The sequence below is a fragment of the Rhodococcus sp. PvR044 genome (assembly GCF_040548995.1).
Taxonomy (GTDB): domain Bacteria; phylum Actinomycetota; class Actinomycetes; order Mycobacteriales; family Mycobacteriaceae; genus Rhodococcus_G; species Rhodococcus_G oryzae.
This window is the reverse complement of record NZ_JBEPSX010000009.1, coordinates 172725-198559: the sequence shown is the minus strand read 5'-3', so window position 1 is coordinate 198559 and position 25835 is coordinate 172725. Positions and strand designations below refer to the sequence as shown.

Annotated in this window: 23 protein-coding genes and 1 pseudogene; 22 read left to right on the top strand and 2 right to left on the bottom strand. The window is 69.8% G+C overall.

Features of this window, described 5'->3' with window-relative positions; all coding sequences use genetic code 11:
* Positions 1-35 precede the first annotated feature (35 nt).
* Entirely contained in the window at positions 36-1712 is a 1677-nt protein-coding gene (locus ABIC28_RS20640) for an alkaline phosphatase D family protein (protein ID WP_502945055.1), read from the bottom strand.
* 181 nt (positions 1713-1893) lie between these two features.
* Between ABIC28_RS20640 and ABIC28_RS20635 the strand changes: the two genes are divergently transcribed.
* From ABIC28_RS20635 to aroQ, 10 genes and pseudogenes are all read left to right on the top strand, one after another.
* Positions 1894-3294: a replication-associated recombination protein A gene (locus ABIC28_RS20635; protein ID WP_209926251.1), complete on the top strand. Its 1401-nt coding sequence runs from the start codon at positions 1894-1896 to the stop codon at positions 3292-3294.
* Between the two features lie 101 nt (positions 3295-3395).
* Positions 3396-6065 carry an alanine--tRNA ligase gene (gene alaS, locus ABIC28_RS20630; protein ID WP_354580583.1) on the top strand — a complete coding sequence of 890 codons (2670 nt, stop codon included), beginning with the start codon at positions 3396-3398 and terminating at the stop codon, positions 6063-6065.
* Positions 6062-6571, top strand: a complete 510-nt coding sequence (ruvX, locus tag ABIC28_RS20625) for a Holliday junction resolvase RuvX (RefSeq protein WP_097209905.1) — start codon at positions 6062-6064, stop codon at positions 6569-6571. Before alaS ends, ruvX begins: the two co-directional genes overlap by 4 nt.
* 23 nt (positions 6572-6594) lie before the next feature.
* Positions 6595-7803, top strand: a pseudogene (locus tag ABIC28_RS20620) (endolytic transglycosylase MltG); the annotation flags it as partial.
* The gene (locus ABIC28_RS20615) at positions 7793-8617 is read left to right on the top strand and encodes a shikimate dehydrogenase (protein WP_354580580.1); all 825 of its coding nucleotides are present in this window, start codon (positions 7793-7795) and stop codon (positions 8615-8617) included. The pseudogene ABIC28_RS20620 and the gene ABIC28_RS20615, both read left to right, overlap by 11 nt.
* Before the next feature lie 97 nt (positions 8618-8714).
* Entirely contained in the window at positions 8715-9296 is a 582-nt protein-coding gene (locus ABIC28_RS20610; RefSeq protein WP_257016987.1) for a prepilin peptidase, read from the top strand.
* 46 nt (positions 9297-9342) lie between these two features.
* Entirely contained in the window at positions 9343-10542 is a 1200-nt protein-coding gene (gene aroC / locus ABIC28_RS20605; protein ID WP_179800413.1) for a chorismate synthase, read from the top strand.
* Positions 10539-11042 carry a shikimate kinase gene (locus ABIC28_RS20600; protein ID WP_179800412.1) on the top strand — a complete coding sequence of 168 codons (504 nt, stop codon included), beginning with the start codon at positions 10539-10541 and terminating at the stop codon, positions 11040-11042. Before aroC ends, ABIC28_RS20600 begins: the two co-directional genes overlap by 4 nt.
* A gap of 63 nt (positions 11043-11105) precedes the next feature.
* Positions 11106-12218: a 3-dehydroquinate synthase gene (gene aroB / locus ABIC28_RS20595; protein WP_179800411.1), complete on the top strand. Its 1113-nt coding sequence runs from the start codon at positions 11106-11108 to the stop codon at positions 12216-12218.
* Entirely contained in the window at positions 12215-12640 is a 426-nt protein-coding gene (gene aroQ, locus ABIC28_RS20590; RefSeq protein ID WP_269590047.1) for a type II 3-dehydroquinate dehydratase, read from the top strand. The genes aroB and aroQ overlap by 4 nt, the downstream gene beginning before the upstream one ends.
* Positions 12641-12708: 68 nt before the next feature.
* Here the strand turns inward: aroQ and ABIC28_RS20585 are convergent, their stop codons facing one another.
* Positions 12709-13422, bottom strand: coding sequence for a B-4DMT family transporter (locus ABIC28_RS20585; protein WP_179800410.1), 714 nt, complete (start codon positions 13420-13422; stop codon positions 12709-12711).
* A 100-nt stretch (positions 13423-13522) separates the two neighbouring features.
* On the opposite strand from ABIC28_RS20585, the gene ABIC28_RS20580 reads away from it, so the two are divergent.
* The 12 genes from ABIC28_RS20580 to gmk all read left to right on the top strand — a co-directional run bounded on the left by ABIC28_RS20580 (position 13523) and on the right by gmk (position 25798).
* The gene (locus ABIC28_RS20580; RefSeq protein ID WP_354580576.1) at positions 13523-14635 is read left to right on the top strand and encodes a M24 family metallopeptidase; all 1113 of its coding nucleotides are present in this window, start codon (positions 13523-13525) and stop codon (positions 14633-14635) included.
* A 16-nt stretch (positions 14636-14651) separates the two neighbouring features.
* Entirely contained in the window at positions 14652-15215 is a 564-nt protein-coding gene (gene efp, locus ABIC28_RS20575; RefSeq protein ID WP_077041498.1) for an elongation factor P, read from the top strand.
* Between the two features lies 1 nt (position 15216).
* A complete protein-coding gene (nusB, locus tag ABIC28_RS20570) occupies positions 15217-15720 on the top strand; it encodes a transcription antitermination factor NusB (protein ID WP_097209899.1) in 504 nt (167 codons plus the stop codon).
* Positions 15721-15927: 207 nt separating this feature from the next.
* Positions 15928-16554, top strand: coding sequence for a bifunctional pyr operon transcriptional regulator/uracil phosphoribosyltransferase PyrR (gene pyrR, locus ABIC28_RS20565; protein WP_097209898.1), 627 nt, complete (start codon positions 15928-15930; stop codon positions 16552-16554).
* Positions 16551-17495, top strand: a complete 945-nt coding sequence (locus ABIC28_RS20560; RefSeq protein ID WP_077041500.1) for an aspartate carbamoyltransferase catalytic subunit — start codon at positions 16551-16553, stop codon at positions 17493-17495. The genes pyrR and ABIC28_RS20560 overlap by 4 nt, the downstream gene beginning before the upstream one ends.
* The gene (locus ABIC28_RS20555) at positions 17492-18817 is read left to right on the top strand and encodes a dihydroorotase (RefSeq protein ID WP_307861247.1); all 1326 of its coding nucleotides are present in this window, start codon (positions 17492-17494) and stop codon (positions 18815-18817) included. The genes ABIC28_RS20560 and ABIC28_RS20555 overlap by 4 nt, the downstream gene beginning before the upstream one ends.
* Positions 18814-19305 (top strand): PH-like domain-containing protein, encoded by a 492-nt coding sequence (locus tag ABIC28_RS20550; protein WP_097209897.1) that lies wholly within the window; start codon positions 18814-18816, stop codon positions 19303-19305. Before ABIC28_RS20555 ends, ABIC28_RS20550 begins: the two co-directional genes overlap by 4 nt.
* Positions 19302-20483 carry a glutamine-hydrolyzing carbamoyl-phosphate synthase small subunit gene (gene carA / locus ABIC28_RS20545; protein ID WP_269590049.1) on the top strand — a complete coding sequence of 394 codons (1182 nt, stop codon included), beginning with the start codon at positions 19302-19304 and terminating at the stop codon, positions 20481-20483. The genes ABIC28_RS20550 and carA overlap by 4 nt, the downstream gene beginning before the upstream one ends.
* Positions 20483-23836, top strand: coding sequence for a carbamoyl-phosphate synthase large subunit (gene carB / locus ABIC28_RS20540; protein ID WP_097209896.1), 3354 nt, complete (start codon positions 20483-20485; stop codon positions 23834-23836). The genes carA and carB overlap by 1 nt, the downstream gene beginning before the upstream one ends.
* Entirely contained in the window at positions 23833-24705 is an 873-nt protein-coding gene (pyrF, locus tag ABIC28_RS20535) for an orotidine-5'-phosphate decarboxylase (protein WP_354580571.1), read from the top strand. Before carB ends, pyrF begins: the two co-directional genes overlap by 4 nt.
* 126 nt (positions 24706-24831) lie before the next feature.
* Positions 24832-25155 (top strand): integration host factor, actinobacterial type, encoded by a 324-nt coding sequence (gene mihF / locus ABIC28_RS20530; RefSeq protein ID WP_027499670.1) that lies wholly within the window; start codon positions 24832-24834, stop codon positions 25153-25155.
* Between the two features lie 91 nt (positions 25156-25246).
* Complete coding sequence (gene gmk / locus ABIC28_RS20525; protein ID WP_097209984.1) at positions 25247-25798, top strand: guanylate kinase; 552 nt, start codon at positions 25247-25249, stop codon at positions 25796-25798.
* Positions 25799-25835: the final 37 nt, after the last annotated feature.

Below are 25835 nucleotides of genomic sequence, written 5' to 3'. Positions count from 1 at the left end.
GTCCTCGTGTCGTTCGGATGCGGGCGGTCGCGAGCTCATGCGCCCGGACGGTGGGCGGCGGGGTCGAGAGGTGTGCCGACCGGGAGCGTGCGCTGGGCGCCGTCCGCGACCCGGAAGCTCGCCCCATGGCGCACGGTCGCGCGCGGGTCGATCGGATCGCTGATGTAGTACCAGTCCATTTGCGAACCGGCGGTGGCGATCTCGAACACGCCGTATCCGTGCGAGTCGAAGTCGAGGTACCGGATATGCCGGTTGACCGCCTTGTACGCCTCCTCCACCGCGAGGCTGGCGGTGCGGGGCGGCACCCCGAGCGAGTCGTCCATGTTCGGGGAGGTCACCGACGGAACCACGAGTTCGGTGCCGATCGTGGCGCCGCCCGGGTAGTTCGCGGCGTCGAGCGGCAGGTCGCATGCCCAGGACGTGTGGACGTCGCCGGTGAGGAAGACCGTGTTGTCGACACCCGCCTCTGCGATCGCGTTGTACAGGCGGCGGCGGTCGGCGGCGTAGCCGTCCCACGAGTCGGTGCCGTAGGGAATGCCCTCGTCGGGGAGTCCGAGTATCTCGGTGAGCGCCGCGGTGGTCTTGGTGTCCAGCGGCGGGACCAGGGTCGGCGCGATCATCACCGGATTGCCGACCACCTTCCACTGCGTCGGCGAGGACACGATGCCGTTGGTGAGCCAGTCCATCTGGGCGCGGCCGGTGATGGTCCGGTCGGGGGAGTCCACCTTGCGTCCGGCAGTGGCGGTGGTCTGCTCGTCGCGATAGGTGCGCAGGTCGAGCATGGAGATCTCCGCGAGGTTGCCGAACCGGAAGCGCCGGTAGAGCGTCACCTCGGTGCCGGACCCGGTGGGCCGCACCGGCATCCACTCGAAGTAAGCCCGGGTGGAATTGGCCTTGCGGGTGGCCCAGTCGCCCTCGGTGGCGGGGTTGTGGTTCTCGGCGCCGCCGTTGAACGAGTTGTCCGCCGACTCGTGGTCGTCCCAGGTCGCGATGAACGGCACCCGTGCGTGCAGCGCCATCAGGTCAGCGTCGGTCTTGTGCTGGGCGTGCCGGATCCGGTAATCGGCGAGCGAGACGATCTCGTGCGGCGGATCGGTGGGCCGGACCGCACCGTTGCGGCCTCCGTACTCGCCTCGGCCGTACTCGTAGATGTAGTCACCGAGATGCAGGACCGCGTCCAGGTCCTCGCGCTGGGCCAGGTGGCGGTAGGCGGAGAAGAACCCGGCCTCCCAGTTGGAACAGGACACCACGCCGAAGCGCAGCCGCGCCAGGTCGGCATCGTTGGCGGGTGCGGTGAGGGTGCGTCCGACGGGGGAGACCTGGCCGGCGACCGCACCCCCGCGGGCGGTGAAGCGGTAGTGGTAAGCGGTCGAGGGCTTCAGGCCGATGACGTCGACCTTCGCGGTGTGGTCGGAGCCGGCGTCCGCGGTCACCGTGCCGCTGCGCACGACCGAGGCGAAGCCGGGGTCCGTCGCGACCTGCCAGTCCAGTGCGACCGCCTCTCCAACACCGGAGCCGGGCTGCGCGTCGGCGGACGGTGTGACGCGGGTCCAGATGATGACCCGATCGGGGAGCGGGTCTCCTGATGCGACGCCGTGCGCGAAGCCGATGGCGCCCGCGCCGGGCGCCGCGCTTGCGGTGCCCGCGGCCGCGACGGTCAGGCCAACGCCCGCGAGCGCGGCCGAACTCTTCAGGAGGGTCCGCCTGCTCAGGCTCGGCAGGGTGGTGCGGTCGGGAAGCCAGTTGTCAGACACCCGAAGATCACAGCCGAACTTGGACGTGTGTTCAACACGTGGCGGGCCTGACGGTCGGATGTTCATCTGACGTTTACTGCCTTGTCGTCCCGGCGCGGTCGGAGGCATCCGCGTCGGTGCCCTTTAGTAGCGTCGACACGTGAGCGATTGGCTGGGATCAACCGACGGTGGCGCGGACACGGGGCTGTTCGCCGCCCCGGGGGAACCCGCGGATCAGGTGGGGCCGGTGACAGCGGGCCTGCCGTCAGTGCGCCCGGACGCGCCGCTCGCGGTCCGAATGCGGCCGGTGAGCCTCGACGAGGTGGTGGGGCAGGGACACCTGCTGGGACCCGGCGCGCCACTGCGCAGGCTCGTGGACGGCTCGGGCGCGGCGTCGGTGATGCTCTACGGCCCGCCCGGCACCGGCAAGACCACCCTCGCCTCCCTGATCTCGCGGGCGACCGGCCGTCGGTTCGAGGCGTTGTCCGCGCTGTCGGCGGGCGTCAAGGACGTCCGCGCGGTGATCGACCTGGCCCGCAGGCGGCTCACCGCGGGTGAGCAGACCGTGCTCTTCATCGACGAGGTGCACCGATTCTCCAAGACCCAGCAGGACGCGCTGCTGGCCGCGGTGGAGAACCGGATCGTGCTGTTGGTCGCGGCCACGACCGAGAACCCCTCGTTCTCTGTCGTGTCGCCGCTGCTGTCCCGGTCGCTGGTCCTGCAGTTGCACTCGCTCACCGAGGCCGACATCCGCGCGCTGCTCGACCGGGCCGTCGCGGATCAGCGGGGGCTGGGCGGTTCGGTCAGCCTGACCGACGACGCGCGCGACCATCTCGTGCGGCTGGCGTCGGGCGACGCCCGGCGTGCCCTGACCGCGCTGGAGGCGGCCGCGGGCGCCGCGCTCGATTCGCCTGCCGAGGACGGGTCGGTCGTGGTCGACCTCGAGACCGTCGAGGCGAGTGTCGACAAGGCGGCCGTGCGCTACGACCGGGACGGCGACCAGCACTACGACGTGATCAGCGCGTTCATCAAGTCGATCCGCGGCTCGGACGTGGACGCCGCGCTGCACTACCTGGCCCGGATGATCACCGCGGGCGAGGATCCACGCTTCATCGCACGCCGACTGGTGGTGCACGCGAGCGAGGACATCGGCATGGCCGATCCGACCGCACTGCAGACCGCGACCGCGGCCGCGCAGGCCGTCCAGCTCATCGGCATGCCGGAGGCCCGGCTCGCCTTGGCGCAGGCCACGATCCACCTGGCTACCGCGCCGAAGTCGGGAGCGGTGATCGCCGCCCTCGGCGCGGCCATGGCCGACGTGTCCGCGGGGAAGTCGGGGCTGGTGCCGCCGCACCTGCGGGACGGTCACTATGCCGGCGCCGAGAAGCTGGGCAACGCGGTCGGGTACCGCTACCCACACAACGCCGCCGACGGCGTGTTGCCGCAGCAGTACCCGCCGGACGAGTTGGTCGGCGTCGACTACTACGAGCCGACCGGGCACGGCGCCGAGCGCGAGATCGCGGCGCGGGTGGGCAAGTTGCGGCGGATCGTGCGGGGTTGACGCGGCCCCGAGCGCTGCGCACCCCGTCATCCTCGGCACGTTAAGCTGGATATTCATCTCCAGATGCCCATGACGTATGCCCATGAAGTAAGGACCGGTTAGTGCAGACCCACGAGATCCGCAGGCGATTCCTCGACCACTTCGTCAAGGCGGGTCACACCGAGGTGGCCAGTGCGTCGTTGATCTTCGACGACCCGAACCTGTTGTTCGTCAACGCCGGCATGGTGCAGTTCAAGCCGTTCTTCCTCGGCCAGCAAGCCCCGCCGTACCAGCGCGCGACGAGCGTGCAGAAGTGTGTGCGCACCGGCGACATCGAGGAGGTCGGTGTCACCACCCGCCACAACACCTTCTTCCAGATGGCGGGCAACTTCTCGTTCGGCGACTACTTCAAGGAGGGCGCCATCACGCTCGCCTGGGAGCTGATCACCAAGCCGCTGGACCAGGGCGGATACGGAATCGACCCCGAGCGCATCTGGGTGACCGCCTACGAGAAGGATCCCGAGGCGGCGGAGATCTGGCGTCGCGTCGCCGGAATCCCCGAGGAGCGCATCCAGTTCCGCGACGGCAAGGACAACTACTGGGACATGGGTGTGCCCGGCCCTGGCGGACCGTGCTCGGAGATCTACTACGACCGCGGCCCCGAGTTCGGCAAGGAGGGCGGACCGATCGTGGACGAGGACCGCTACCTCGAGATCTGGAACCTCGTGTTCATGCAGGACGTTCGCGGTGAGCTGAGCCCGAAGCTCGGTCACCAGCCGGTCGGCGTGCTCCCGAAGAAGAACATCGACACCGGCATGGGCGTCGAGCGGGTTGCTCTGGTCCTGCAGGGCGTCGACAACGTCTACGAGACCGACCTGGTGCGACCGGTCATCGCCAAGGCCGAGGAACTCACCGGGCGCCCATATGGAGCGGGCAGCCACGAGGACGACGTCCGCTTTCGTGTCATCGCCGACCACGCGCGCACCGCTGCGATGCTGATCGGCGACGGCGTCAACCCCGGCAACGACGGCCGCGGCTACGTGCTGCGCCGCCTGCTGCGCCGCATCGTCCGCTCCGCCAAGCTGCTCGGCGCCGAGCAGCCGAGCATGCGCGAGTTCATCACGGTCGTGCGCGACACCATGGCGCCGTCCTACCCGGTACTCGACACCGACTTCGAGCGGATCCTCACTGTCGCGGTCGGCGAGGAGGCGGCGTTCCGTCGCACCCTGGTCTCCGGCGAGAAGCTGTTCGAGACGGCGGCCGATGAGGTCAAGACCGCGGGCAAGAAGGTGATCGCGGGCAGCGAGGCCTTCGCCCTGCACGACACCTACGGGTTCCCGATCGACCTGACCCTGGAGATGGCGTCCGAGGCAGGCCTGTCCGTCGACGAGGACGGCTTCCGCGCCCTGATGGCCGAGCAGCGGCAGCGGGCGAAGGACGACGCGCGGGCGCGCAAGCAGTCGCACGCCGACCTCACCGTCTACAAGGAGTTCGTCGACCGCGGCGAGACCGAGTTCACCGGCTTCGCCGAGCTGACCTCGGAGGCCACCGTGCTGGCGCTGATCTCCGACGGCGTCCGGATCCCCACCGCGACCGTGGGCCAGGACGTCGAGGTCATCCTCGACCGCAGCCCGCTCTACGCGGAGGCGGGCGGCCAGATCGCCGACATCGGCGTGATCACCGGACCCGGGCTGCGGGTGCGGGTGCGCGACGTGCAGAAGATCGCGAAGAAGCTGTGGGTGCACAAGGTCACCGTCGAGGAGGGCCAGATCACCGAGGGTGACGCCATCCTCGCGCAGGTCGACGCCAACTGGCGGGCGGGCGCGACCCAGGGTCACTCCGGTACCCACATGGTGCACGCCGCGCTGCGACAGGTGCTGGGCCCCAACGCCGTTCAGGCCGGATCGCTGAACAAGCCCGGCTACCTGCGGTTCGACTTCTCGTGGCAGGGCCAGCTGTCGGAGGCCCAGCGCAACGACATCGAGGCCGTCGCCAACGAGGCCGTCACCGCCAATCACCCGGTCAACACGTTCGTCACCGACCTGGCCAAGGCCAAGTCGATGGGCGCGATGGCGCTGTTCGGCGAGAACTACGGCGACGAGGTCCGGGTGGTCGAGATCGGCGGACCGTTCTCGATGGAGCTGTGCGGTGGCACCCACGTCGCGCACTCCTCGCAGATCGGGCCGGTCACGCTGCTCGGTGAGTCCTCCGTCGGCTCCGGCATTCGGCGCGTGGAGGCCTACGTCGGCCTCGACTCGTACCGGTACCTGGCCAAGGAACGCGCGCTGCTCGCTGGTGTCGCGACGGCGCTGAAGGTGCCCTCCGAGGAGGTGCCAGGGCGCGTGGAGCAGCTGGTGGAGCGGCTCAAGGTGGCCGAGAAGGAACTCGAGCAGACCAAGGCGGCCGCGGTGCTGGCAGGCGCGGGCGCGTTCGTGGAGCGGGCCGAGCGGATCGGCGGGCTGCTGCTGGTCGCCGAGCAGGCCCCCGACGGCGTCGCGGGCAACGACCTGCGCACCCTCACCACCGATGTGCGCGGCCGGTTCGGGACCGAGCCCGCCGTGGTGGTCCTGATCGGATCCGCCGACGGCAAGGTGCCGTTCGTGGTGAGCGCCAACAAGGCCGCGCAGGACCTCGGCGTCAAGGCCGGCGACCTGGTGGCCGCGTTCGGTCCGAGCATCGGCGGCCGCGGCGGCGGCAAGCCGGAGATGGCCCAGGGTTCGGGCAGCGACGCGTCGGGCATCCCCGCCGCGCTCTCGGCAGTGCGCGCCCGCGTCGCCGAGATCGCCGGGTGAGCGAGGCCGATCAGCCCGGCGACCAGGGGCGGGGTCGCCGGATCGGGGTCGATGTGGGCAGCGTCCGGATCGGTGTCGCCGCCAGCGATCCGGACGGGATCCTGGCCACGCCGGTGGAGACCGTGGCGCGGGCCAAGTCCCGCGCCGACCGGTCGGACATCGAGCGACTCGCCGCGATTGTCGCGGAATACGAGGCCGTCGAGGTTATCGTCGGATTACCGCGAACCCTGAGGGGGGAGAGCGGAACCGCGGCCGGACTCGCCTCGAAGTTCGCAGCGCAGCTCCGGGATCGGTTGGCGCCCATCCCGGTTCGCATGACCGACGAACGCTTCACGACGGTGACCGCGTCCAGGGCCCTTCGCGAGAGCGGGGTCAAGGCGAAGGGGCAGCGGTCTGTGATCGACCAGGCCGCGGCCGTGGCGATCTTGCAAGGATGGTTGGACCAGCGCAGCAGGGAACTGCACTCGGAGCAGGCCCTGCCCTCACAGATGGAGGACGGCGAGTGACCGATACCCGGTCGAGAGGGCCCGAGTTGCAGCCGACTCGCGCGGAAGTGCGTCGCGCACGGGAGCGCGCCGCGGGACGCAAGGGCAGGGGCAAGGTCGTGGTCGCGATCGCCGGACTCGGCGCCCTCGCGCTGATCGTGGGTGTCGGCTACGTCGGCGGCAAGAAGCTCCTCGGCGGCGTCGACGTGCCCGAGGACTACGAGGCGGGTCAGTCAGGGCCCGATGTCGTCGTGCAGGTGCACCCCGGTGACACCGCCGACCAGATCGCCACCGAGATGGTCGAAAAGGATGTCGTGGCGAGCGCGTCCGCGTTCTTCAACGCGGCCGTCCTGAACGATTCCATGACGTCGGTGCAGCCCGGCTTCTACAACCTCAAGTCCCAGGTGCCGGCCGCGCAGGCCGTCGCGGGCCTTGTCGATCCGAACTCCCGCGTGGGTGCGCTGGTGATCTCCGAGGGTCGTCAGCTGCACGACACCAAGGACGTGAACACCGGCGCGACCAAGCGCGGTATCTACACCCTCATCTCGGAGGCGAGCTGCCTGCCGACCCCATCGGGTCAGCAGAAGTGCGTGAGCGTCGACGAGCTCAAGGAGGCGGGCGCCAATCCGAACCTCGCCGCGCTCGGTGTGCCCGACTGGGCCGCCGCTCGGGTCAAGTCGGTTCCGGACCGAACCCGGCAGCTCGAGGGCCTGATCGCCGCGGGTAAGTGGGACTTCGACCCGAGGGAGTCGGCGGCGGAGATCCTGACCACCCTCGTCAGCGGGAGCGCGGCCAAGTACGAGGCCACCGGCATCGACCGCGCGGGGAACGCCGTCGGGCTGAGTCCCTACGACCTGCTCGTCGCGGCGTCGCTGGTGGAACGGGAGTCGCTGCCGGACGACTTCGGCAAGGTCGCGCGCGTGATCGTCAACCGGCTCGCCGCGCCACAGCGCCTCGAGCTGGACTCGACGGTCAACTACGCGCTCGACACCACCGAGCTCGCGACCACCGACGGCGACCGCGCGAAGGTCACCCCGTGGAACACCTACGCGATGGACGGACTGCCCGCGACCCCGATCTCGTCGCCGAGCATCGGGGCCGTGGAGGCCGTGGAGAAGGCACCCGCGGGCGACTGGCTGTACTTCGTCACGATCGACAACAAGGGCACCACGCTGTTCACCAAGAGCTACACCGAGCACCTCGAGAACAGCAAGAAGGCGCTGGCGAGCGGGATCCTCGACAGTGGGCGCTGACCTGCCACGCAAGGCCGCGGTCCTTGGCAAGCCGATCGGACACTCCAAGTCGCCGCTGCTGCACCTGGCGGCGTACCGCGCCCTCGGCCTGACCGGCTGGACCTACGACCGGATCGAGTGCACCGGCGAGCAGCTGCCCGGGCTCGTCGACGGGCTGGGCCCGGAATGGGTCGGGCTCTCGGTCACCATGCCCGGCAAGGTCGCCGCCCTCGAGTACGCGACCGAACGCACCGAGCGCGCGGTACAGGTCGGCTCGGCCAACACCCTGGTCCGGGTGCAGGGCGGCTGGCGGGCGGACTGCACCGACGTGGACGGCGTGACCGGCGCACTCGCAGAGGTCGGGGTCACCGATCTGGGCGGCGCGAGCGCGGTGGTGATCGGCGCGGGCGGGACCTCGCGGCCGGCGCTGCGCGCGCTGGCGGACCTCGGTGTCGACGCGGTGACCGTCGTCGCGCGCTCTGCCGACCGGGCGGCGGCCTCGCTGGCCTGTGCGTCGGAGATGGGCCTGCGGGCCCGCCACCTCGGCTTCGATACCGATGCGCTGGCCGCCGCGTGTGCCGACGCGGCGACGGTGGTCAGTACCGTGCCCGCGGACGCGATCGCGCCGTTCGCCGACGCGGTCGCGCAGGCGTCGGTGGTCTTCGACGCCATCTACGATCCGTGGCCGACCCCGCTCGCCGCGGCGGTCCAGGCCGCGGGCGGGACCGTGGTCGACGGCCTGCGGATGCTGCTCAACCAGGCGTTCGGTCAGGTCGAGCAGTTCACCGGCCGCCCCGCCCCGCGCGGGGAGATGGCGGCCGCGGTCGCGCGCTGACGCGACATTTCTCCACAGCTCCGGATCCATCCCCAGCACGGTCGGAATCGACACCCGTGGGGCCTGTCCAGGCGCCCTACGGTGGCAGCGTCGGGGCATGGGAATCGGATTGCTCGGCCTGGCGGGACTGCTCACCGGCGTCGCGACGCGGCGGTTCCTGCGTCGCTTCACCGCGGCGATGTCGCGCTGGTGGGTCGCGGTCCTGATCGTCGGCTTCGTCGCGGCCGGACTCGCCTGCCCGCCGCTGACGGCCGCCGCGGCCTGCGCGTTGCTCTGGTGGTGCGTCTGCCTGTCCGTTGTCGACCTGGGGGAGCGCAGGCTGCCGAACGAGCTCACCCTGCCGGGAGCCTGCGCGGTGTTCCTTGCTTCGGTGCTGGTGGGCCGGGGGATGGCGGCCCTGGTGGGGGCGGCGATGCTGGCTGGTCTCTACCTCGTCGTGCACCTCGTGTCCCCGGCCGCGATGGGCGGCGGTGACGTGAAGCTGGCCCTTGGGCTCGGCGCCGCTGCGGGTGCGGTGGGCGCCAAGGCGTGGCTGGCGGCGGCGGTCGGTGCGGTGGCGCTGACGGCCCTGGTCGGCGGGTGTGCCCTTGCCCTCGGGCGGGGCGGCCGCACGCTCGCGCACGGGCCGTCGATGTGCCTGTCGACGCTGCTGGCGTTGAGCCTGGCCGTGGGCGGCTAGCCGGGGACCGGGCCGGTGTGCGTTGACGCCTACGTTTCGTGAAAAGATGGGCGGCGTGCTGCGCTGGATAACTGCCGGAGAATCCCATGGTCCCGCCCTCGTCGCCCTCCTGGATGGGATGGTCGCCGGGGTCGAGGTGACCTCCGAGGACATTGCGTCCCAACTCGCCCGCCGTCGCCTCGGCTACGGTCGCGGTGCCCGCATGAGCTTCGAGAAGGACGTCGTGACGATGGTCGGCGGCGTCCGGCACGGTCGCACGATGGGCGGCCCCATCGCCATCGAGGTCGCGAACAGCGAGTGGCCCAAGTGGGAGACGGTCATGTCCTCCGACCCGGTGGACGAGGCGCTTCTCAAGGACCTCGCGCGCAACGCACCGCTGACCCGTCCGCGCCCGGGCCACGCCGACTACTCCGGCATGCTCAAGTACGGATTCGACGACGCCCGTCCCGTCCTGGAGCGGGCCAGCGCCCGCGAGACCGCGGCCCGCGTCGCGGCAGGAACCGTGGCCCGCGCTTTCCTGCGTCAGGTCTTCGGCGTCGAGGTGATCTCCCATGTGATCTCCATCGGCACCGCCTCCGGCCCCGCCGACTCACCGGTCCCCGGACCCGACGACCTCGCGGACATCGACGCCAGCCCGGTGCGCGCCTTCGGCGCCGAGGCGGAGGCCGCGATGATCGCGGAGATCGACGCGGCCAAGCGGGACGGCGACACCCTCGGTGGTGTCGTCGAGGTGATCGTGCACGGCCTGCCCGTCGGGCTGGGGTCGTTCATCAGCGGTGAGAACCGGCTCGATTCGCGACTCGCCGCCGCGCTGATGGGCATTCAGGCCATCAAGGGTGTCGAGGTCGGCGACGGCTTCGAGACCTCCCGCCGCCGGGGCAGCGCCGCGCACGACGAGATGCGCCCCGGCCCGGACGGCGTGCTGCGGTCGACCAACCGCGCAGGCGGCCTCGAGGGCGGTATGACCAACGGCGAGGCGCTGCGGGTCCGGGCGGCGATGAAGCCGATCTCCACCGTGCCGCGGGCACTCGCGACCGTCGACATGTCCACCGGCGAGGAGGCCGTCGCCATCCATCAGCGCAGCGATGTGTGTGCGGTCCCCGCCGCGGGCGTCGTCGCGGAGTCGATGGTGGCCCTGGTGGTCGCGCAGGCCGCGCTCGAGAAGTTCGGCGGCGACTCGGTCGACGAGACGATGCGCAATATCGGCGGATACCTCGCCTCGGTCCGGGAACGCCTGTCGAGGTGACTCCACGGGCAGTCCTGATCGGACCGCCGGGCGCCGGTAAGTCCACCATCGGGAAACGACTGGCGCGGGCGTTGGACGTCGAGATCTTCGACACCGACGCCGCCATCGAGCGCGAAGCGGGCAAGTCCATCCCGGAGATCTTCGCGCAGGACGGGGAACCGGCGTTTCGCGCGCTGGAGGAGGACATGGTCCGGCGCGCGCTGGCCGAGCAGACGGGCATCGTCTCGCTCGGCGGTGGCGCGATCCTGTCCGATACCACCCGCGCCCGGCTGGTCGGCCACACGGTCGTCTACCTGGAGATCAGCGTGGCCGAGGGCCTCAAGCGGACCGGGACCAACACCTCCCGGCCCCTCCTCAACGGTGGCGATCCACGCCAGAAGTACCGGGACCTGATGCGGCGGCGGCGACCGCTGTACCGGAAGGTGGCCACCATCCGGGTCCGCACCGACGGGCGCAGTCCGGCCCGCGTGGTGCAGCAGCTCGTCTCCAAACTGGGGTAGAGCGGTGGCAGCACCCAGGCAGAAGCGATACAGCAGCAGCGCACAGAAGCGGAGAAGCAGACAGTGACCGAACCCGTACGCGTCGAGGTCAAGACCGCCAGTCCCTACCCGGTGATCATCGGCCGTGGACTGCTCGGTGAACTGGTGGACGAACTGATCGGCACGAGGACCGTCGCGATCTTCCACCAGCCGCCGCTCGCGCAGACCGCGGAGGCGGTGCGCGCCGCGTTGGCGGCGAAGGGCATCGACGCCCATCGCGTCGAGATCCCGGACGCGGAGGACGGCAAGGACCTCGCCGTCGCGGGCTTCTGCTGGGAGGTGCTCGGCCGCATCGGGCTGACCCGCAGCGACGCCGTGGTGAGCCTCGGCGGCGGCGCGGCCACCGACCTGGCCGGGTTCGTCGCGGCCACCTGGATGCGCGGCGTGCGGATCGTGCACGTGCCCACCACGCTGCTCGCGATGGTGGACGCGGCCGTCGGCGGCAAGACCGGCATCAACACCGATGCGGGCAAGAACCTGGTCGGCTCGTTCCACGAGCCGTCCGCGGTGCTGATCGACCTGGCGACCCTGGAGACGGTGCCGCGTAACGAGATCGTCGCCGGCATGGCCGAGGTGATCAAGACCGGGTTCATCGCGGACCCGACGATCCTCGACCTCATCGAGCGGGACCCCGAGGCGGCCCTCGACCCGACCGGCGAGGTGCTGCCCGAGCTGATCCGCCGGTCCGTTGAGGTGAAGGCGAAGGTCGTCGCCGCCGACCTCAAGGAGTCGGACCTGCGCGAGATCCTCAACTACGGACACACCCTCGGCCACGCGATCGAGCGCCGCGAGAAGTACCGCTGGCGCCACGGTGCGGCGGTGTCGGTCGGCCTGGTGTTCGCCGCCGAGCTGGGCCGGCTCGCCGGCCGGCTCGACGACGCCACCGCGGAACGGCACCGGACCATCCTCGAGAGCGTCGGCCTGCCCACCACCTACGATGCGTCCGCCTTCGCGGACCTGGTCAAGGGCATGCAGACGGACAAGAAGAACCGGGCGGGCATGCTGCGGTTCGTCGTCCTGGACGGGTTGGCGAAGCCGGGACGGCTCGAGGGCCCGGACCCGACGCTGCTCGCGGCCGCCTACTCCGCGGTGGCCCGCGAGGACCAGCCGGGCACCGGCGGCACGGTGCTGCTGTGAGGGTGCAGGTCCTCAACGGACCGAACCTCGGACGGCTCGGCAAGCGGCAGCCCGAGGTGTACGGCGCAACCACGTACGCCGATCTGGTCGCGCTCTGCGAGGCGACCGCGGTGGAGCTGGGCATCGAGGTGACCGTCCGCCAGTCCGACAGCGAGGCCGAGCTGCTCGGCTGGATCCACGATGCCGCCGACGCGGGTGAACCGGTGGTGCTCAATGCAGGAGCGCTCACCCACACCTCGATCGCGCTGCGGGATGCCTGCGCCGAGCTGGAGGCGGGACTGGTCGAGGTGCACATCTCGAACGTGCACGCCCGCGAGGACTTCCGGCAGCACTCGTACCTGAGCGCTATCGCGACCGGCGTCATCGTCGGGTGCGGCGTCGCGGGATACCCGCTCGCGCTGAGGTTCCTCGCCGAGAGATAGCGCTGCGCGCCCGCGCGCGGGTCTCACCCCGATCGGGGTGAGACCCGCGCAGGGGCAGTGGAGCTGCGTTACTTGCCGTTCTCGGGCTTGATCGCCTCGAAGACCTCGGTGGGGGCGTCGTCGACGTAGTGGCGACCGCCGCCCGAGGTCTGGTCGTCGGCCTGCTGCCTGCCGGCCTGGTCGTTCTCGTAGTAGCCCTGATCGGTCTCGTAGTAACCCTGGCCGGTGCCGTGTTCGGAGGCCCACTCGGAGGCCTCGTAGTTCTCCTCCGCGGCCTCGACCACGTCGTAGTCCTGTTCGCTCGCGTACGCGCCCGCGGCGCCTGCCGCGGCGGGGGCTGCGGTCGCTCCGGACTTGCGGGCCTCGCGCCGCACCAGGAAGCGTCCGACCGTCACCGCGAGCATCGCCGGCAGGAAGACGAGCAGGATGGTGAAGGCGGCTCCGGAGGTGAGCTCGAAGAACAGTGTGTTGTCGCCGAGTGCGATGCCGGTGGTGACGCCGATCAGCCAGGACACCGCGCCCGCCAGCACGCCCGCGACGGCGGCGGCCTTGAGCCACATCATGGTCAGGTCCGCGCCCGACTCCTCGTCCACCGCGGTGCGCGCGTCCCTGATGCCGTCGAGACCGCCCCAGAGCAGTGCGACCAGCACCACGAACGCCAGCGAGACCCACCGTAGTGACGATCCGTGCAGGGGCCACTGCGTGACCGCGAGTCCGAGCACCACCCTCGTCACGACATGCACCGACGCCATACCCAGACCACGAAGAAGCCACGAGTTCATGCCGACAGCGTAACGACCGCTCAATGGGACCTGTGGCCTAACCCACACCTGGCGTCGCGAGGGCCCTCGCGGGGGCCGGACGCTGCCGTAGGTTGGGCTCATGTCGACCGTCGATCACGGGTCCCGCCGGGCCGCGCTGCGCACACTGCTCACCGACTGGGGCGTCGAGGCGCTACTGGTGACCGATCTGCTCAACATCAGGTACCTCACGGGGTTCACCGGGTCGAATGCGGCGCTGCTCGTCGACGCCCGCGACGAACCGGGTGCCGAGTCTCGGACCCTCATCTGCACCGACGGCCGGTACCTGATCCAGGTCGGCGAGCAGGTGCCGGACCTCGAGGCGGTGATCGACCGCTCCAGCGCAGGGCACCTCATCGGTCGCTGCGCCGACACCGATGCCGGCCCGGTGCGGCTCGGGTTCGAGAGCCACGTCGTGACCGTGGACGAGCTCGCCGCCTGGCAGGAGCTGGCTCCGTCACTCGAGATGATCCGGGCGCCGCGGCTGGTGGAGCGGCTCCGCATGGTCAAGGACGAGCACGAGGTGGGGCTGCTGCGGCGAGCGTGCGCGGCGGCCGACCTCGCCCTCGCGGTCCTGATCGAGCGCGGGGGACTGCGACAGGGCCGGACCGAGCGGGAAGTCGGACGGGAACTGGAGTTCCTGATGCTCGAGCACGGTGCGGACGGCATCTCGTTCGAGACGATCGTCGCGGCGGGCGCGAACTCGGCGATCCCGCACCACCGTCCGACCGACGCCACGCTGGCCGCAGGGGACTTCGTCAAGCTCGACTTCGGGGCAACGGTCGAGGGGTACCACTCGGACATGACCAGGACGTTCGTGCTCGGTGCGGCGGCGGACTGGCAGCGCGAGGTGTACGAGCTCGTGGCGACCGCGCAGGCCGCGGGCCGGGCCGCCCTCGCACCGGGCACGGAGGTCGCCGCGGTGGACGCCGCGGCCCGGTCGGTGATCGAGGCCGCGGGTTACGGGGAGCTGTTCCTGCACGGTCTCGGGCACGGCGTCGGGCTGGAGATCCACGAAGCACCGGGAATCGGCAAGCTCGGCACCGGTACACTGCTAGCCGGTGCTGCGGTAACAGTCGAGCCCGGTGTGTACTTCTCCGGTCGCGGAGGCGTCAGGATCGAGGACACGCTCGTTGTTCGCGAGCAGGAGCCCGAGCTCCTCACCCTCACCACCAAAGATCTCGTAATCGTCTGAAGGAGACGCGAAGTAAGTGGCTGACACCAGTGATTTCAAGAACGGGCTCGTGCTGAAGATCGAGGGCCAGCTCTGGCAGATCATCGAGTTCCAGCACGTGAAGCCGGGCAAGGGCCCCGCGTTCGTGCGGACCAAGCTCAAGAACGTGCTCTCCGGCAAGAACGTGGACAAGACCTTCAACGCGGGCGTCAAGGTGGAGACGGCGACCGTCGACCGTCGCGACATGACGTACCTGTACCACGACGGTAGCGACTACGTATTCATGGACGGCGACACCTACGACCAGATCTCGATCAGCGAGGCCACCGTCGGCGACGGCGCGCGCTTCCTGCTGGAGAACATGCAGGTCCAGGTCGCGACCCATGAGGACGCGCCGCTGTTCGTCGAGCTGCCGGTCACGGTCGAGCTCGTCGTCAAGCACACCGATCCGGGCCTGCAGGGCGACCGTTCGACCGGTGGCACCAAGCCCGCGATCCTGGAGACGGACGCCGAGGTGCAGGTCCCGCTGTTCGTCAACACCGGCGACAAGCTCAAGATCGACTCTCGGGACGGCAACTACCTGGGCCGCGTGACTTCGTAGCGTGTCCGGTAGTCAGAAGAAGCTCGGGGCCAGGCACAAGGCCCGTAAGCGCGCAGTCGATTTCCTCTTCGAGGCGGAGGCGCGCGACCTCGATCCGGTCGATCTCGCCACCGAGCGGGCCGAGCTCGCCCGTACGGACGACGCCGTCGCCCCGGTGAACCCCTACACCGTCACCCTGGTGACCGGGGTCGCGGAGAACCTCGACCGGCTTGACCGGGTCATCGCCGACCACCTGCAGGACTGGACACTCGAGCGTCTGCCCGCGGTGGACCGCGCGGTCCTGCGGATCGCCGTGTGGGAGCTCTTCCACGCCACCGACGTGCCGCCTGTGGTGGCGGTCGACGAGGCCGTGGAGCTGGCCAAGGAGCTGTCCACCGACGACTCGCCGGGATTCATCAACGGGGTACTCGGTCAGGTGGTGCTCGTCGCGCCGCAGGTGCGAGCCGCCGCGGCCGCCACCTCGCAGCGCACGGAGGCCACGCCCGAGCCGGGCACCGACGCCTGACCCGGCGCCGAACGACACGCGAACGCCGCGGACCGATCACGGTCCGCGGCGTTCGTCGTCCGGGCCGGGAAACGGTCGAAACGGGGGTTCGACTGTGGCTCAGCACACCCCGAACCGCGTCGGGTTCCTGGTCACCGCGCTGATAGGCTGGCGGGCGTCAGACATCCTTTAACGATCCGTCCAGAGAGGCGGAGAAGGAGGTCCAGCTTGCTCACGCCCGAGCCATCCTCCGCCGATTCATCGGCCCAGGATCACCCTGTCACCAGGGAGCTGCTCTCTTCTGCCGACGTTGGTCGGACGATCGCGCGGATCGCGCACCAGATCATCGAGAAGACCGCGCTCGACGCCGAGACCGACCCGCCCCGAGTGGTGTTGATCGGTATCCCGACGCGCGGCACCACCCTCGCCAACCGCCTGGCGAACAAGATCGAGGAGTTCTCGGGTGTCCGCCCCCCGACCGGCTCGCTCGACATCACCCTCTACCGCGACGATCTGCGGACCAAGCCGCACCGTCCGCTCGAGCGCACCTCGGTGCCCGAAGGCGGTGTGGACCAGGCGCTTGTGGTCCTCGTCGACGACGTGCTGTTCTCCGGGCGGACCGTGCGCTCGGCGCTCGACGCGCTCCGTGACCTGGGCAGGCCGAAGGCCGTGCAGCTCGCGGTCCTGGTCGACCGCGGCCACCGGGAGCTGCCGCTGCGGGCCGATTTCGTCGGCAAGAACGTGCCGACCGCGCGCACCGAGGACGTGAAGGTGCAGTTGGTCGAACACGACGGGGTCGACAGCGTGACGCTCAGCGGCGGCGTGAACAAGGCGAGCGGGGAGCCGAATCTGTGAAGCATCTGTTGTCGGTTTCGGATCTGACCCTCGAGAGCGCGACAGGTCTGCTCGACGAGGCCGAACGATTCGAGCAGGCCCTCCTGGGCCGCGAGGTCCGCAAGCTCCCGACGCTGCGGGGGCGCACCGTGATGACGGTGTTCTTCGAGAACTCGACCAGGACCAGGGTGTCCTTCGAGGTCGCGGGCAAGTGGATGAGCGCCGACGTGATCAACGTCAGCGCCAGCAGTTCCTCGGTGTCGAAGGGCGAGTCGCTGCGGGACACCGCGATGACCCTGAGGGCCGCGGGGGCGGACGCGTTGATCGTGCGGCACCCGGCCTCCGGTGCGGCGCACCGGATCGCGGAGTGGACCGCGGACGGCGATGACGGCCCGGCCGTGATCAACGCCGGTGACGGCACGCACGAGCACCCCACCCAGGCGCTGCTGGACGCGCTGACCCTGCGACAGCGGCTCGGCTCCATCGCGGGCAAGCGGGTCGCGATCGTCGGCGACATCCTGCACAGCCGGGTGGCCAGGTCGAACGCCTTCCTGCTCTCCACGCTCGGCGCGGAGGTCGTGCTGGTCGCGCCGCCCACGCTGCTGCCGGTGGGGGTGTCGAGCTGGCCGGTGACCGTGTCGCATTCGCTGGACGCGGAGCTGCCCGGCGTCGATGCGGTGCTGATGCTGCGGGTGCAGGCCGAGCGCATGAACGGCGGGTTCTTCCCGTCGCCGCGCGAGTACTCGATCACCTACGGGCTGTCCGAGAAGCGGCTGGGCATGCTCGCCGAACACGCCGTTGTGCTGCACCCGGGTCCCATGCTGCGCGGCATGGAGATCGCGTCGGCGGTCGCGGATTCACCGAAAGCTGCAGTGCTGCAGCAGGTTACGAACGGAGTTCACATTCGCATGGCTGTCCTGTTCGGGTTGTTGGTCGGTACTGAGGAAGGTGTGGCGCTGTGAGCCAGGACATTTCCCGAGGCTTCGCCCGCGGTGACATCCTGATCCGCGGGGCGCGCATCTACGGCGAGGGTGAGCCGCAGGACGTGCTGATCTCCGACGGTGAGATCCGCGGGATCGGCGCCGGACTGGACGCACCCGAGGGCGCCGAGGTCATCGAGGCGGCCGGCCAGGTGCTGCTGCCCGGCTTCGTCGACCTGCACACGCACCTGCGCGAACCCGGTCGTGAGGACACCGAGACCATCGAGTCCGGGTCGTCCGCCGCGGCGCTCGGCGGCTACACCGCGGTGTTCGCGATGGCCAACACCAGCCCGGTCGCCGACTCAGTCGTGATCACCGACCACGTGTGGCGCAGGGGACAGGAGGTCGGCCTGGTCGACGTCCATCCGGTCGGCGCGGTCACTGTCGGGCTCGCGGGCAAGCAGCTCGCCGAGATGGCGACCATGGCGTCGGGCATCGGCAAGGTCAAGATGTTCTCCGACGACGGCCACTGCGTGTACGACCCGTTGATCATGCGCCGGGCACTCGAGTACTCGAGCGCGCTCGGAGTCCTCATCGCCCAGCACGCCGAGGAGCCGCGGCTGACCGTCGGTGCCGTCGCGCACGAGGGTCCGACCGCCGCCCGGCTCGGCCTGGCCGGCTGGCCCCGGGCCGCGGAGGAGTCCATCGTCGCCCGCGACGCGCTGCTGGCCCGCGATGCAGGTGCCCGCGTGCACATCTGCCACGCCTCCACCGCAGGCACCGTCGAGCTGATGAAGTGGGCACGCGGACAGGGCATCTCGATCACCGCTGAGGTCACCCCGCATCACCTGCTGCTCGACGACTCCCGGCTGGAGACCTACGACGCGGTGAACCGGGTGAACCCGCCGCTGCGCGAACCCAGCGACATCGCCGCGCTGCGACAGGGCCTGGCCGACGGCGTCATCGACTGCGTCGCCACCGACCACGCCCCGCACGCCGAGCAGGACAAGTGCTGCGAGTTCTCGGCCGCCAGGCCCGGCATGCTCGGGTTGGAGACGGCGCTGGCGATCGTCGTGCAGACGATGGTCGAGACCGGCCTGCTGGACTGGCGCGGCGTGGCCCGGGTGATGAGCGAGCGGCCCGCCGAGATCGTCGGACTGAGCGATCAGGGCCGACCGATCGCGGTCGGCGAGCCGGCCAATCTCACGCTGGTGGACCCGGATCGCGAATGGACGGTGCGGGCACCGGAACTGGCGTCGATCGCGCAGAACAGCCCGTTCGACGCGATGACGTTCGGCGCCAGGGTCACCACCACCCTGCTGCGCGGCCGGGTCACCGTCCTGGACGGGAAGGTGCGCGCATGAGCACGGACCGGATCCTGCTGACCGTCGGCTTCCTCCTGTTCTGGGCGCTGATGGTGGCGCTGATGTACCGGGGCTGGAAGAAGCGGGCCGGCCGTCAGGCGGACGCGATCGGCGAGCTGCCCGCGGTGCCAGCCGACCTGGGCGCGCAGCTGATCCCGCCGAGCAGCGGCCTGTACGTGGGCAGCACCCTCGCGCCCAGCTGGCAGGACCGGATCGCGGTCGGAGACATCGGCTTCCGCGCGACCGGCGATATCAGCAGGCACGAGAAGGGTGTGCTGCTCGAACGAGACGGCGCCTCGGCGATCTGGATCCCGCAGTCCTCGATCCGGGCGATCCGGACCGAACGCGGGCTCGCAGGCAAGGTCATGAGCAAGGACGGGGTCCTGGTGATCCGGTGGGAGCTGCCCACCGGAACGGAGATCGACACCGGATTCCGTGGAGACGACAAGAGTGTGTACCCGGCATGGGTGAACGGAGAGAACGCGTGAGTGACAGCTTTGAATCAGCGAGCGGCACAGGACCGGCGGCCCTGGTCCTCGAGGACGGGCGGATCTTCCGCGGCACCAGCTTCGGTGCGGTCGGCCAGACCCTCGGCGAGGCGGTCTTCAGCACCGGCATGACCGGCTACCAGGAGACCCTCACCGATCCGAGCTACCACCGCCAGATCGTGGTCGCCACCGCCCCGCAGATCGGCAACACGGGCTGGAACGGCGAGGACGGTGAGGCGCTGAGCGCTGGCCGTCAGGCCTCCGGCGACTCCAACAAGATCTGGGTGGCCGGCTACGTGGTCCGCGATCCCGCGCGCCGCACCTCGAGCTGGCGCGCCACCGGGTCGCTGCAGGACGAGCTCGTCCGCCAGGGCATCGTCGGGATCGCGGGCATCGACACCAGGGCACTGGTCCGGCACCTGCGCACCCGCGGTTCCATGCGGGCCGGGGTCTTCTCCGGCGCGGCGCTGACCGACGACGCCGCCATGCTGCAGGCCGTCAAGGACCAGCCGTCGATGCTCGGCGCCGATCTCGCGGGCGAGGTCAGCACCGACAACGGCTACATCATCGAGCCGGTCGGCGGCGAGGCCCGGTTCACGGTTGCGGCCATCGACCTGGGCATCAAGACCAACACCCCGCGGATGTTCGCCCAGCGCGGCATCCGGGTGCACGTGCTGCCCTCGAACGCGAGCCTCGAGCAGATTCTCGACCTCGGCGCGGACGGAGTGTTCCTGTCCAACGGCCCTGGCGACCCGGCCACCGCCGACGGCGCGGTGCACCTGACCAAGGAGGTGCTCGGCCAGGGCCTGCCGCTGTTCGGCATCTGCTTCGGCAACCAGATCCTCGGCCGCGCGCTCGGTCTGAGCACCTACAAGATGAAGTTCGGCCACCGCGGCATCAACATCCCGGTGATCGAGCACGGCACCGGCCGGATCGCCATCACCGCGCAGAACCACGGGTTCGCGCTCGAGGGCGAGGCGGGCCAGGAGTTCGACACCCCGTTCGGCCGCGCCGTGATCAGTCACACCTGCGCCAACGACGGCGCCGTCGAGGGCGTCCGCCTGCTCGACGACTCGGCCTTCTCGGTGCAGTACCACCCCGAGGCCGCGGCGGGCCCGCACGACGCCGCCTACCTGTTCGACCGCTTCACCAGCCTGCTCGAGGGAGTCAAGAAGTAATGCCACGTCGCACAGATCTCAAGCACATCCTGGTGATCGGTTCCGGACCGATCGTCATCGGACAGGCCTGCGAGTTCGACTACTCGGGCACCCAGGCGTGTCGTGTCCTGCGTGAGGAGGGCCTGCGCGTGTCGCTGGTCAACTCCAACCCGGCCACGATCATGACCGACCCCGAGTTCGCCGACGCCACCTACGTCGAGCCGATCACCGCGGAGTTCGTCGAGAAGGTCATCGCCCGCGAGGCCGAGCAGGGCCACAAGATCGATGCGGTGCTCGCCACCCTCGGCGGCCAGACGGCGCTGAACACCGCGGTCGCGCTGCACGAGCAGGGCATCCTCGAGAAGTACGACGTGGAGCTGATCGGCGCCGACTTCGATGCCATCCAGCGCGGCGAGGACCGGCAGAAGTTCAAGGACATCGTCGCCAAGGTCGGCGGCGAGTCGGCGCGCTCGCGGGTCTGCTTCACGATGGAGGAAGTCCACGACACCGTCGCCGAGCTCGGCTACCCGGTCGTCGTGCGGCCCTCGTTCACCATGGGCGGCCTCGGCTCCGGCATGGCGTACAACGAGGAAGACCTCACCCGCATCGCGGGCGGCGGACTTGCCGCCTCGCCCACCGCGAACGTGCTCATCGAGGAGTCCATCCTCGGCTGGAAGGAGTACGAGCTCGAGCTGATGCGCGACGGCCGCGACAACGTGGTCATCATCTGCTCGATCGAGAACGTCGACCCGGTCGGCGTGCACACCGGCGACTCGGTGACCGTGGCCCCGGCCATGACGCTGACCGACCGCGAGTACCAGAAGATGCGCGACCTCTCCATAGACATCCTGCGCGAGGTCGGCGTCGACACCGGTGGCTGCAACATCCAGTTCGCGATGGACCCGACCGATGGCCGCCTCGTGGTCATCGAGATGAACCCCCGCGTGTCGCGCTCGTCGGCGCTTGCGTCGAAGGCGACCGGCTACCCGATCGCGAAGATGGCCGCGAAGCTGGCCATCGGCTACACCCTCGACGAGATCGTCAACGACATCACCGGCGAGACCCCGGCCTGCTTCGAGCCGACCCTCGACTACGTCGTGGTGAAGGCGCCCCGCTTCGCGTTCGAGAAGTTCCCCGGCGCCGACGGCACCCTGACCACCACCATGAAGTCGGTCGGCGAGGCGATGTCGATCGGCCGCAACTTCACCGAGGCCTTCGGCAAGGTCATGCGGTCGCTCGAGACCAAGCGGGCCGGCTACTGGACCGGGCCCGAGCTCGAGGTCGACGACCTGGACGCCCTGCTCGCGGACCTCAGCGTGCCGCAGGACGGCCGGATGTACGGCATCGAGAAGGCGTTCGCGCTCGGCGCGACCATCGAGCAGCTCTTCGAAGCCACCAAGATCGACCCGTGGTTCCTCGATCAGTTCCAGCAGATCCACGAGCTGGGGGAGCAGGTCCGCGCGGCCGAGGTCGTCGACGAGGCGCTGCTGCGTCAGGCCAAGTACCACGGCCTGTCCGACCGCCAGATCGCCTCGCTGCGCCCGGGTCTCGGTGGGGACAGCCAGGAGGGTGAGGACGCGGTCCGCACACTGCGCGACGCGTTCAAGATCCGCCCGGTCTACAAGACCGTCGACACCTGCGCGGCCGAGTTCGAGGCCAAGACGCCGTACCACTACTCCACCTACGAGCTCGATCCCGAGGCGGAGTCCGAGGTCGCGCCGCAGACCGAGCGGCCCAAGGTGCTGATCCTGGGCTCGGGCCCGAACCGCATCGGTCAGGGCATCGAGTTCGACTACTCCTGTGTGCACGCCGCGCTCACGCTCTCCGAGGCCGGCTACGAGACCGTCATGGTCAACTGCAACCCGGAGACGGTCTCCACGGACTACGACACCGCGGACCGGCTGTACTTCGAGCCGCTGACCTTCGAGGACGTCCTCGAGGTCTACCGCGCCGAGTCGGCGTCGGGCACGGTCGCAGGCGTCATCGTCCAGCTCGGCGGCCAGACCCCGCTCGGCCTGGCGAAGCGGCTCAAGGCCGCGGGCGTCCCGATCGTCGGCACCAGTCCCGAGGCCATCGACCTCGCCGAGGATCGCGGCGAGTTCGGCCGCGTGCTCACAGAGGCGGGCCTGCCCGCGCCGAAGTTCGGCACCGCCACCACGTTCGACGGTGCCCGCGAGATCGCGGGCGGCATCGGCTACCCGGTGCTGGTGCGCCCCTCCTACGTGCTCGGTGGGCGCGGCATGGAGATCGTGTACGACGAGAAGTCGCTGCAGGACTACATCTCTCGGGCCACCGAGATCTCCGACGACCGCCCGGTGCTGGTGGACCGGTTCCTGGAAGACGCGGTCGAGATCGATGTCGACGCGCTGTGCGACGGCACCGAGGTGTACCTCGGCGGCGTGATGGAGCACATCGAGGAGGCCGGAATCCACTCCGGCGACTCGGCCTGCGCGCTGCCGCCCATCACGCTCGGCAAGGCCGACCTCGAGAACGTCCGGCGTTCGACCGAGGCACTGGCCAAGGGCATCGGGGTCAAGGGCCTGCTGAACGTGCAGTACGCGCTCAAGGACGACATCCTCTACGTCCTCGAGGCGAACCCGCGCGCCAGCCGCACGGTGCCGTTCGTGTCCAAGGCCACGGCGGTGCAGCTGGCGAAGGCCTGCGCCCGGGTGATGCTCGGCGAGTCCATCGCGGACCTGCGCGCGAGCGGGGTCCTGCCCGCCACCGGGGACGGCGGCAACACCCCGGCCGGCGCGCCGATCGCGGTCAAGGAGGCGGTGCTCCCGTTCAACCGCTTCCGCAAGGCGGACGGCACCGGCGTCGACACCCTGCTGAGCCCGGAGATGAAGTCCACCGGCGAGGTGATGGGCATCGACGCGGACTTCGGTACCGCGTTCGCCAAGAGCCAGACCGCCGCATACGGCTCGCTGCCCACCAGTGGCGTGGTGTTCGTCTCGGTCGCGAACAAGGACAAGCGGTCGCTGATCTTCCCGGTCAAGCGGCTCGCCGACCTCGGCTTCACGATCCTGGCCACCGAGGGCACCGCGGACGTGCTGCGGCGTAATGGCATCGCCTGCGAGGAGGTGCACAAGCAGTCCGGCGAGGACCTGCCGGAGGGCGCGCGCACCATCGTCGACCAGATCAAGGCCGGGGAGGTGGACATGGTGATCAACACCCCGTACGGCAACTCCGGTCCCCGCGTGGACGGCTACGAGATCCGCAGCGCGGCGGTGTCGGTGAACATCCCGTGCATCACCACCGTCCAGGGCGCCTCGGCGGCGGTCCAGGGCATCGAGGCCGGTATCAGGGGCGATATCGGTGTGCGCTCGCTGCAGGACCTGCACGCGGCGCTGCGCGAGCCGGGACAGAAGTGAGTCAGCACAGCTGGGGCAGCCGGCTCCGGTCCGCGATCGCGGACCGGGGCCGGCTGTGTGTGGGCATCGACCCGCACCCTTCGCTGCTGCGGGCGTGGGGGCTCCCAGAGACCGCTGGGGGCGTCGAGACCTTCGCGGAGATATGCGTGGAGGCCTTCGTCGGCGACGTGGCGCTGGTGAAGCCACAGGTGGCCTTCTTCGAGGCCCACGGGTCGGCCGGGTACGCGGTGCTCGAGCGGACCATCTCGGTGGTGCGCGCGGCGGGCACGCTGGTCATCGCCGATGCCAAGCGGGGCGACATCGGTTCCACCATGGCGGCGTACTCGCAGGCCTGGCTGGGCGAGGAGGCGCCGCTGGCGTCGGACGCGGTGACGGTCTCGCCCTATCTCGGGTTCGGCGCGCTCGAGCCCGCTGTCGAGTTGGCGACCGAGCACGGCCGCGGGCTCTTCGTGCTCGCCCGTACCTCCAATCCGGAGGGTGGGCAGTTGCAGGGGGCTCGGTTGCTGGGTGATCAGCTCGACGCTGCCGACCTGTCGGCTGTTTCTGCTGGTAAGGGCGTGTCGGTCGCGCAATCGATCGTCGACGCGGCAGTGGCGCAGAACCGGGACGGCCGGGACACGGTGGGCCTGGTGGTCGGCGCGACACGCGGACACGGATTGGATTTATCGGAATTTTCCGGGCCGATTCTTGCGCCCGGACTGGGCGCACAGGGCGCCACCGTGGCCGATCTGGCAGAGATTTTCCGCGATTCACGAGAGTTGTTGCTGCCCAACACTTCTCGGGACGTTTTGCGGCACGGGCCGTCTGTTTCCGCGCTTCGCGAGGCCGCGGAGCGGGTCAGGGACGACGTCGAGAACGGACTCGCATAACCCACCGGAATTACGCGCTGACCTGGGGGGTGGGTTCGCAATCGGCGCTCGGCGTGAGTACGGTCGCTATCGCTGCTGGTTAACCGGTGGCAGAAGACTATTTGCACACGACGAGACGGAGGAACCGTGGCCCTTCCCCAGTTGACTGATGAGCAGCGCGCCGCTGCTTTGGAGAAGGCGGCTGCAGCCCGTAAGGCCAGGGCTGAGCTCAAGGAGCGCCTCAAGCGCGGCGGCACCGACCTGAAGCAGGTCCTCAAGGATGCCGAAGAGAACGAGATCCTCGGCAAGATGAAGGTGTCGGCACTGCTCGAGGCCCTGCCCAAGGTGGGCAAGGTCAAGGCGCAGGAAATCATGACCGAGCTGGAGATCGCTCCGACCCGTCGCCTTCGTGGCCTCGGCGATCGGCAGCGCAAGGCTCTGCTCACCAGGTTCGATTTCGACGCTGAGTAGGAATCTGGTGGCTGACACAGACAACGTGTCAGACAACAGCAAGACCACCCCGGCTTCGAACAGCGGGGAAAGCACAGCGCAGAGGGGCCGGCTGGTAGTACTGGCCGGCCCCTCAGCCGTGGGTAAGTCGAGTGTGGTCCGCAAACTGCACGAGCGACTTCCCGACCTGGTCTTCAGCGTGTCTGCCACGACGAGAGACCCGCGGCCCGGCGAGGTCGACGGCAAGGACTACACGTTCGTCACCGCCGACGACTTCGAGCGGATGATCGCAGCCGGCGAGATGCTCGAATGGGCGGAGATCCACGGCGGGCTGCAGCGGTCGGGCACCCCCGCCGCGCCGGTGATCGCGGCCCTCGAGGCCGGACATCCCGTGCTGGTGGAGGTCGACCTGGCGGGTGCTCGTGCCGTCCGGGCGGCGATGCCGGAGGCGATTCTTGCCTTCCTGGCGCCGCCGAGCTGGGAGGAACTGGTGTCCCGGCTGACCGGTCGCGGCACCGAGTCCGAGGCGGTCGTCGCCCGCCGCCTTGAGACCGCGAAGGTCGAGTTGGCGGCCAAGGACGAGTTCGACACGGTCATCGTGAACGAGGATGTCGACCGTGCGTGCGACGAGTTGGTATCCTTGTTGGTTGGAGCGCCGCGATAGTCGGCGTCCGTTCAGGATTCTGTAAAGAAGACAGTAT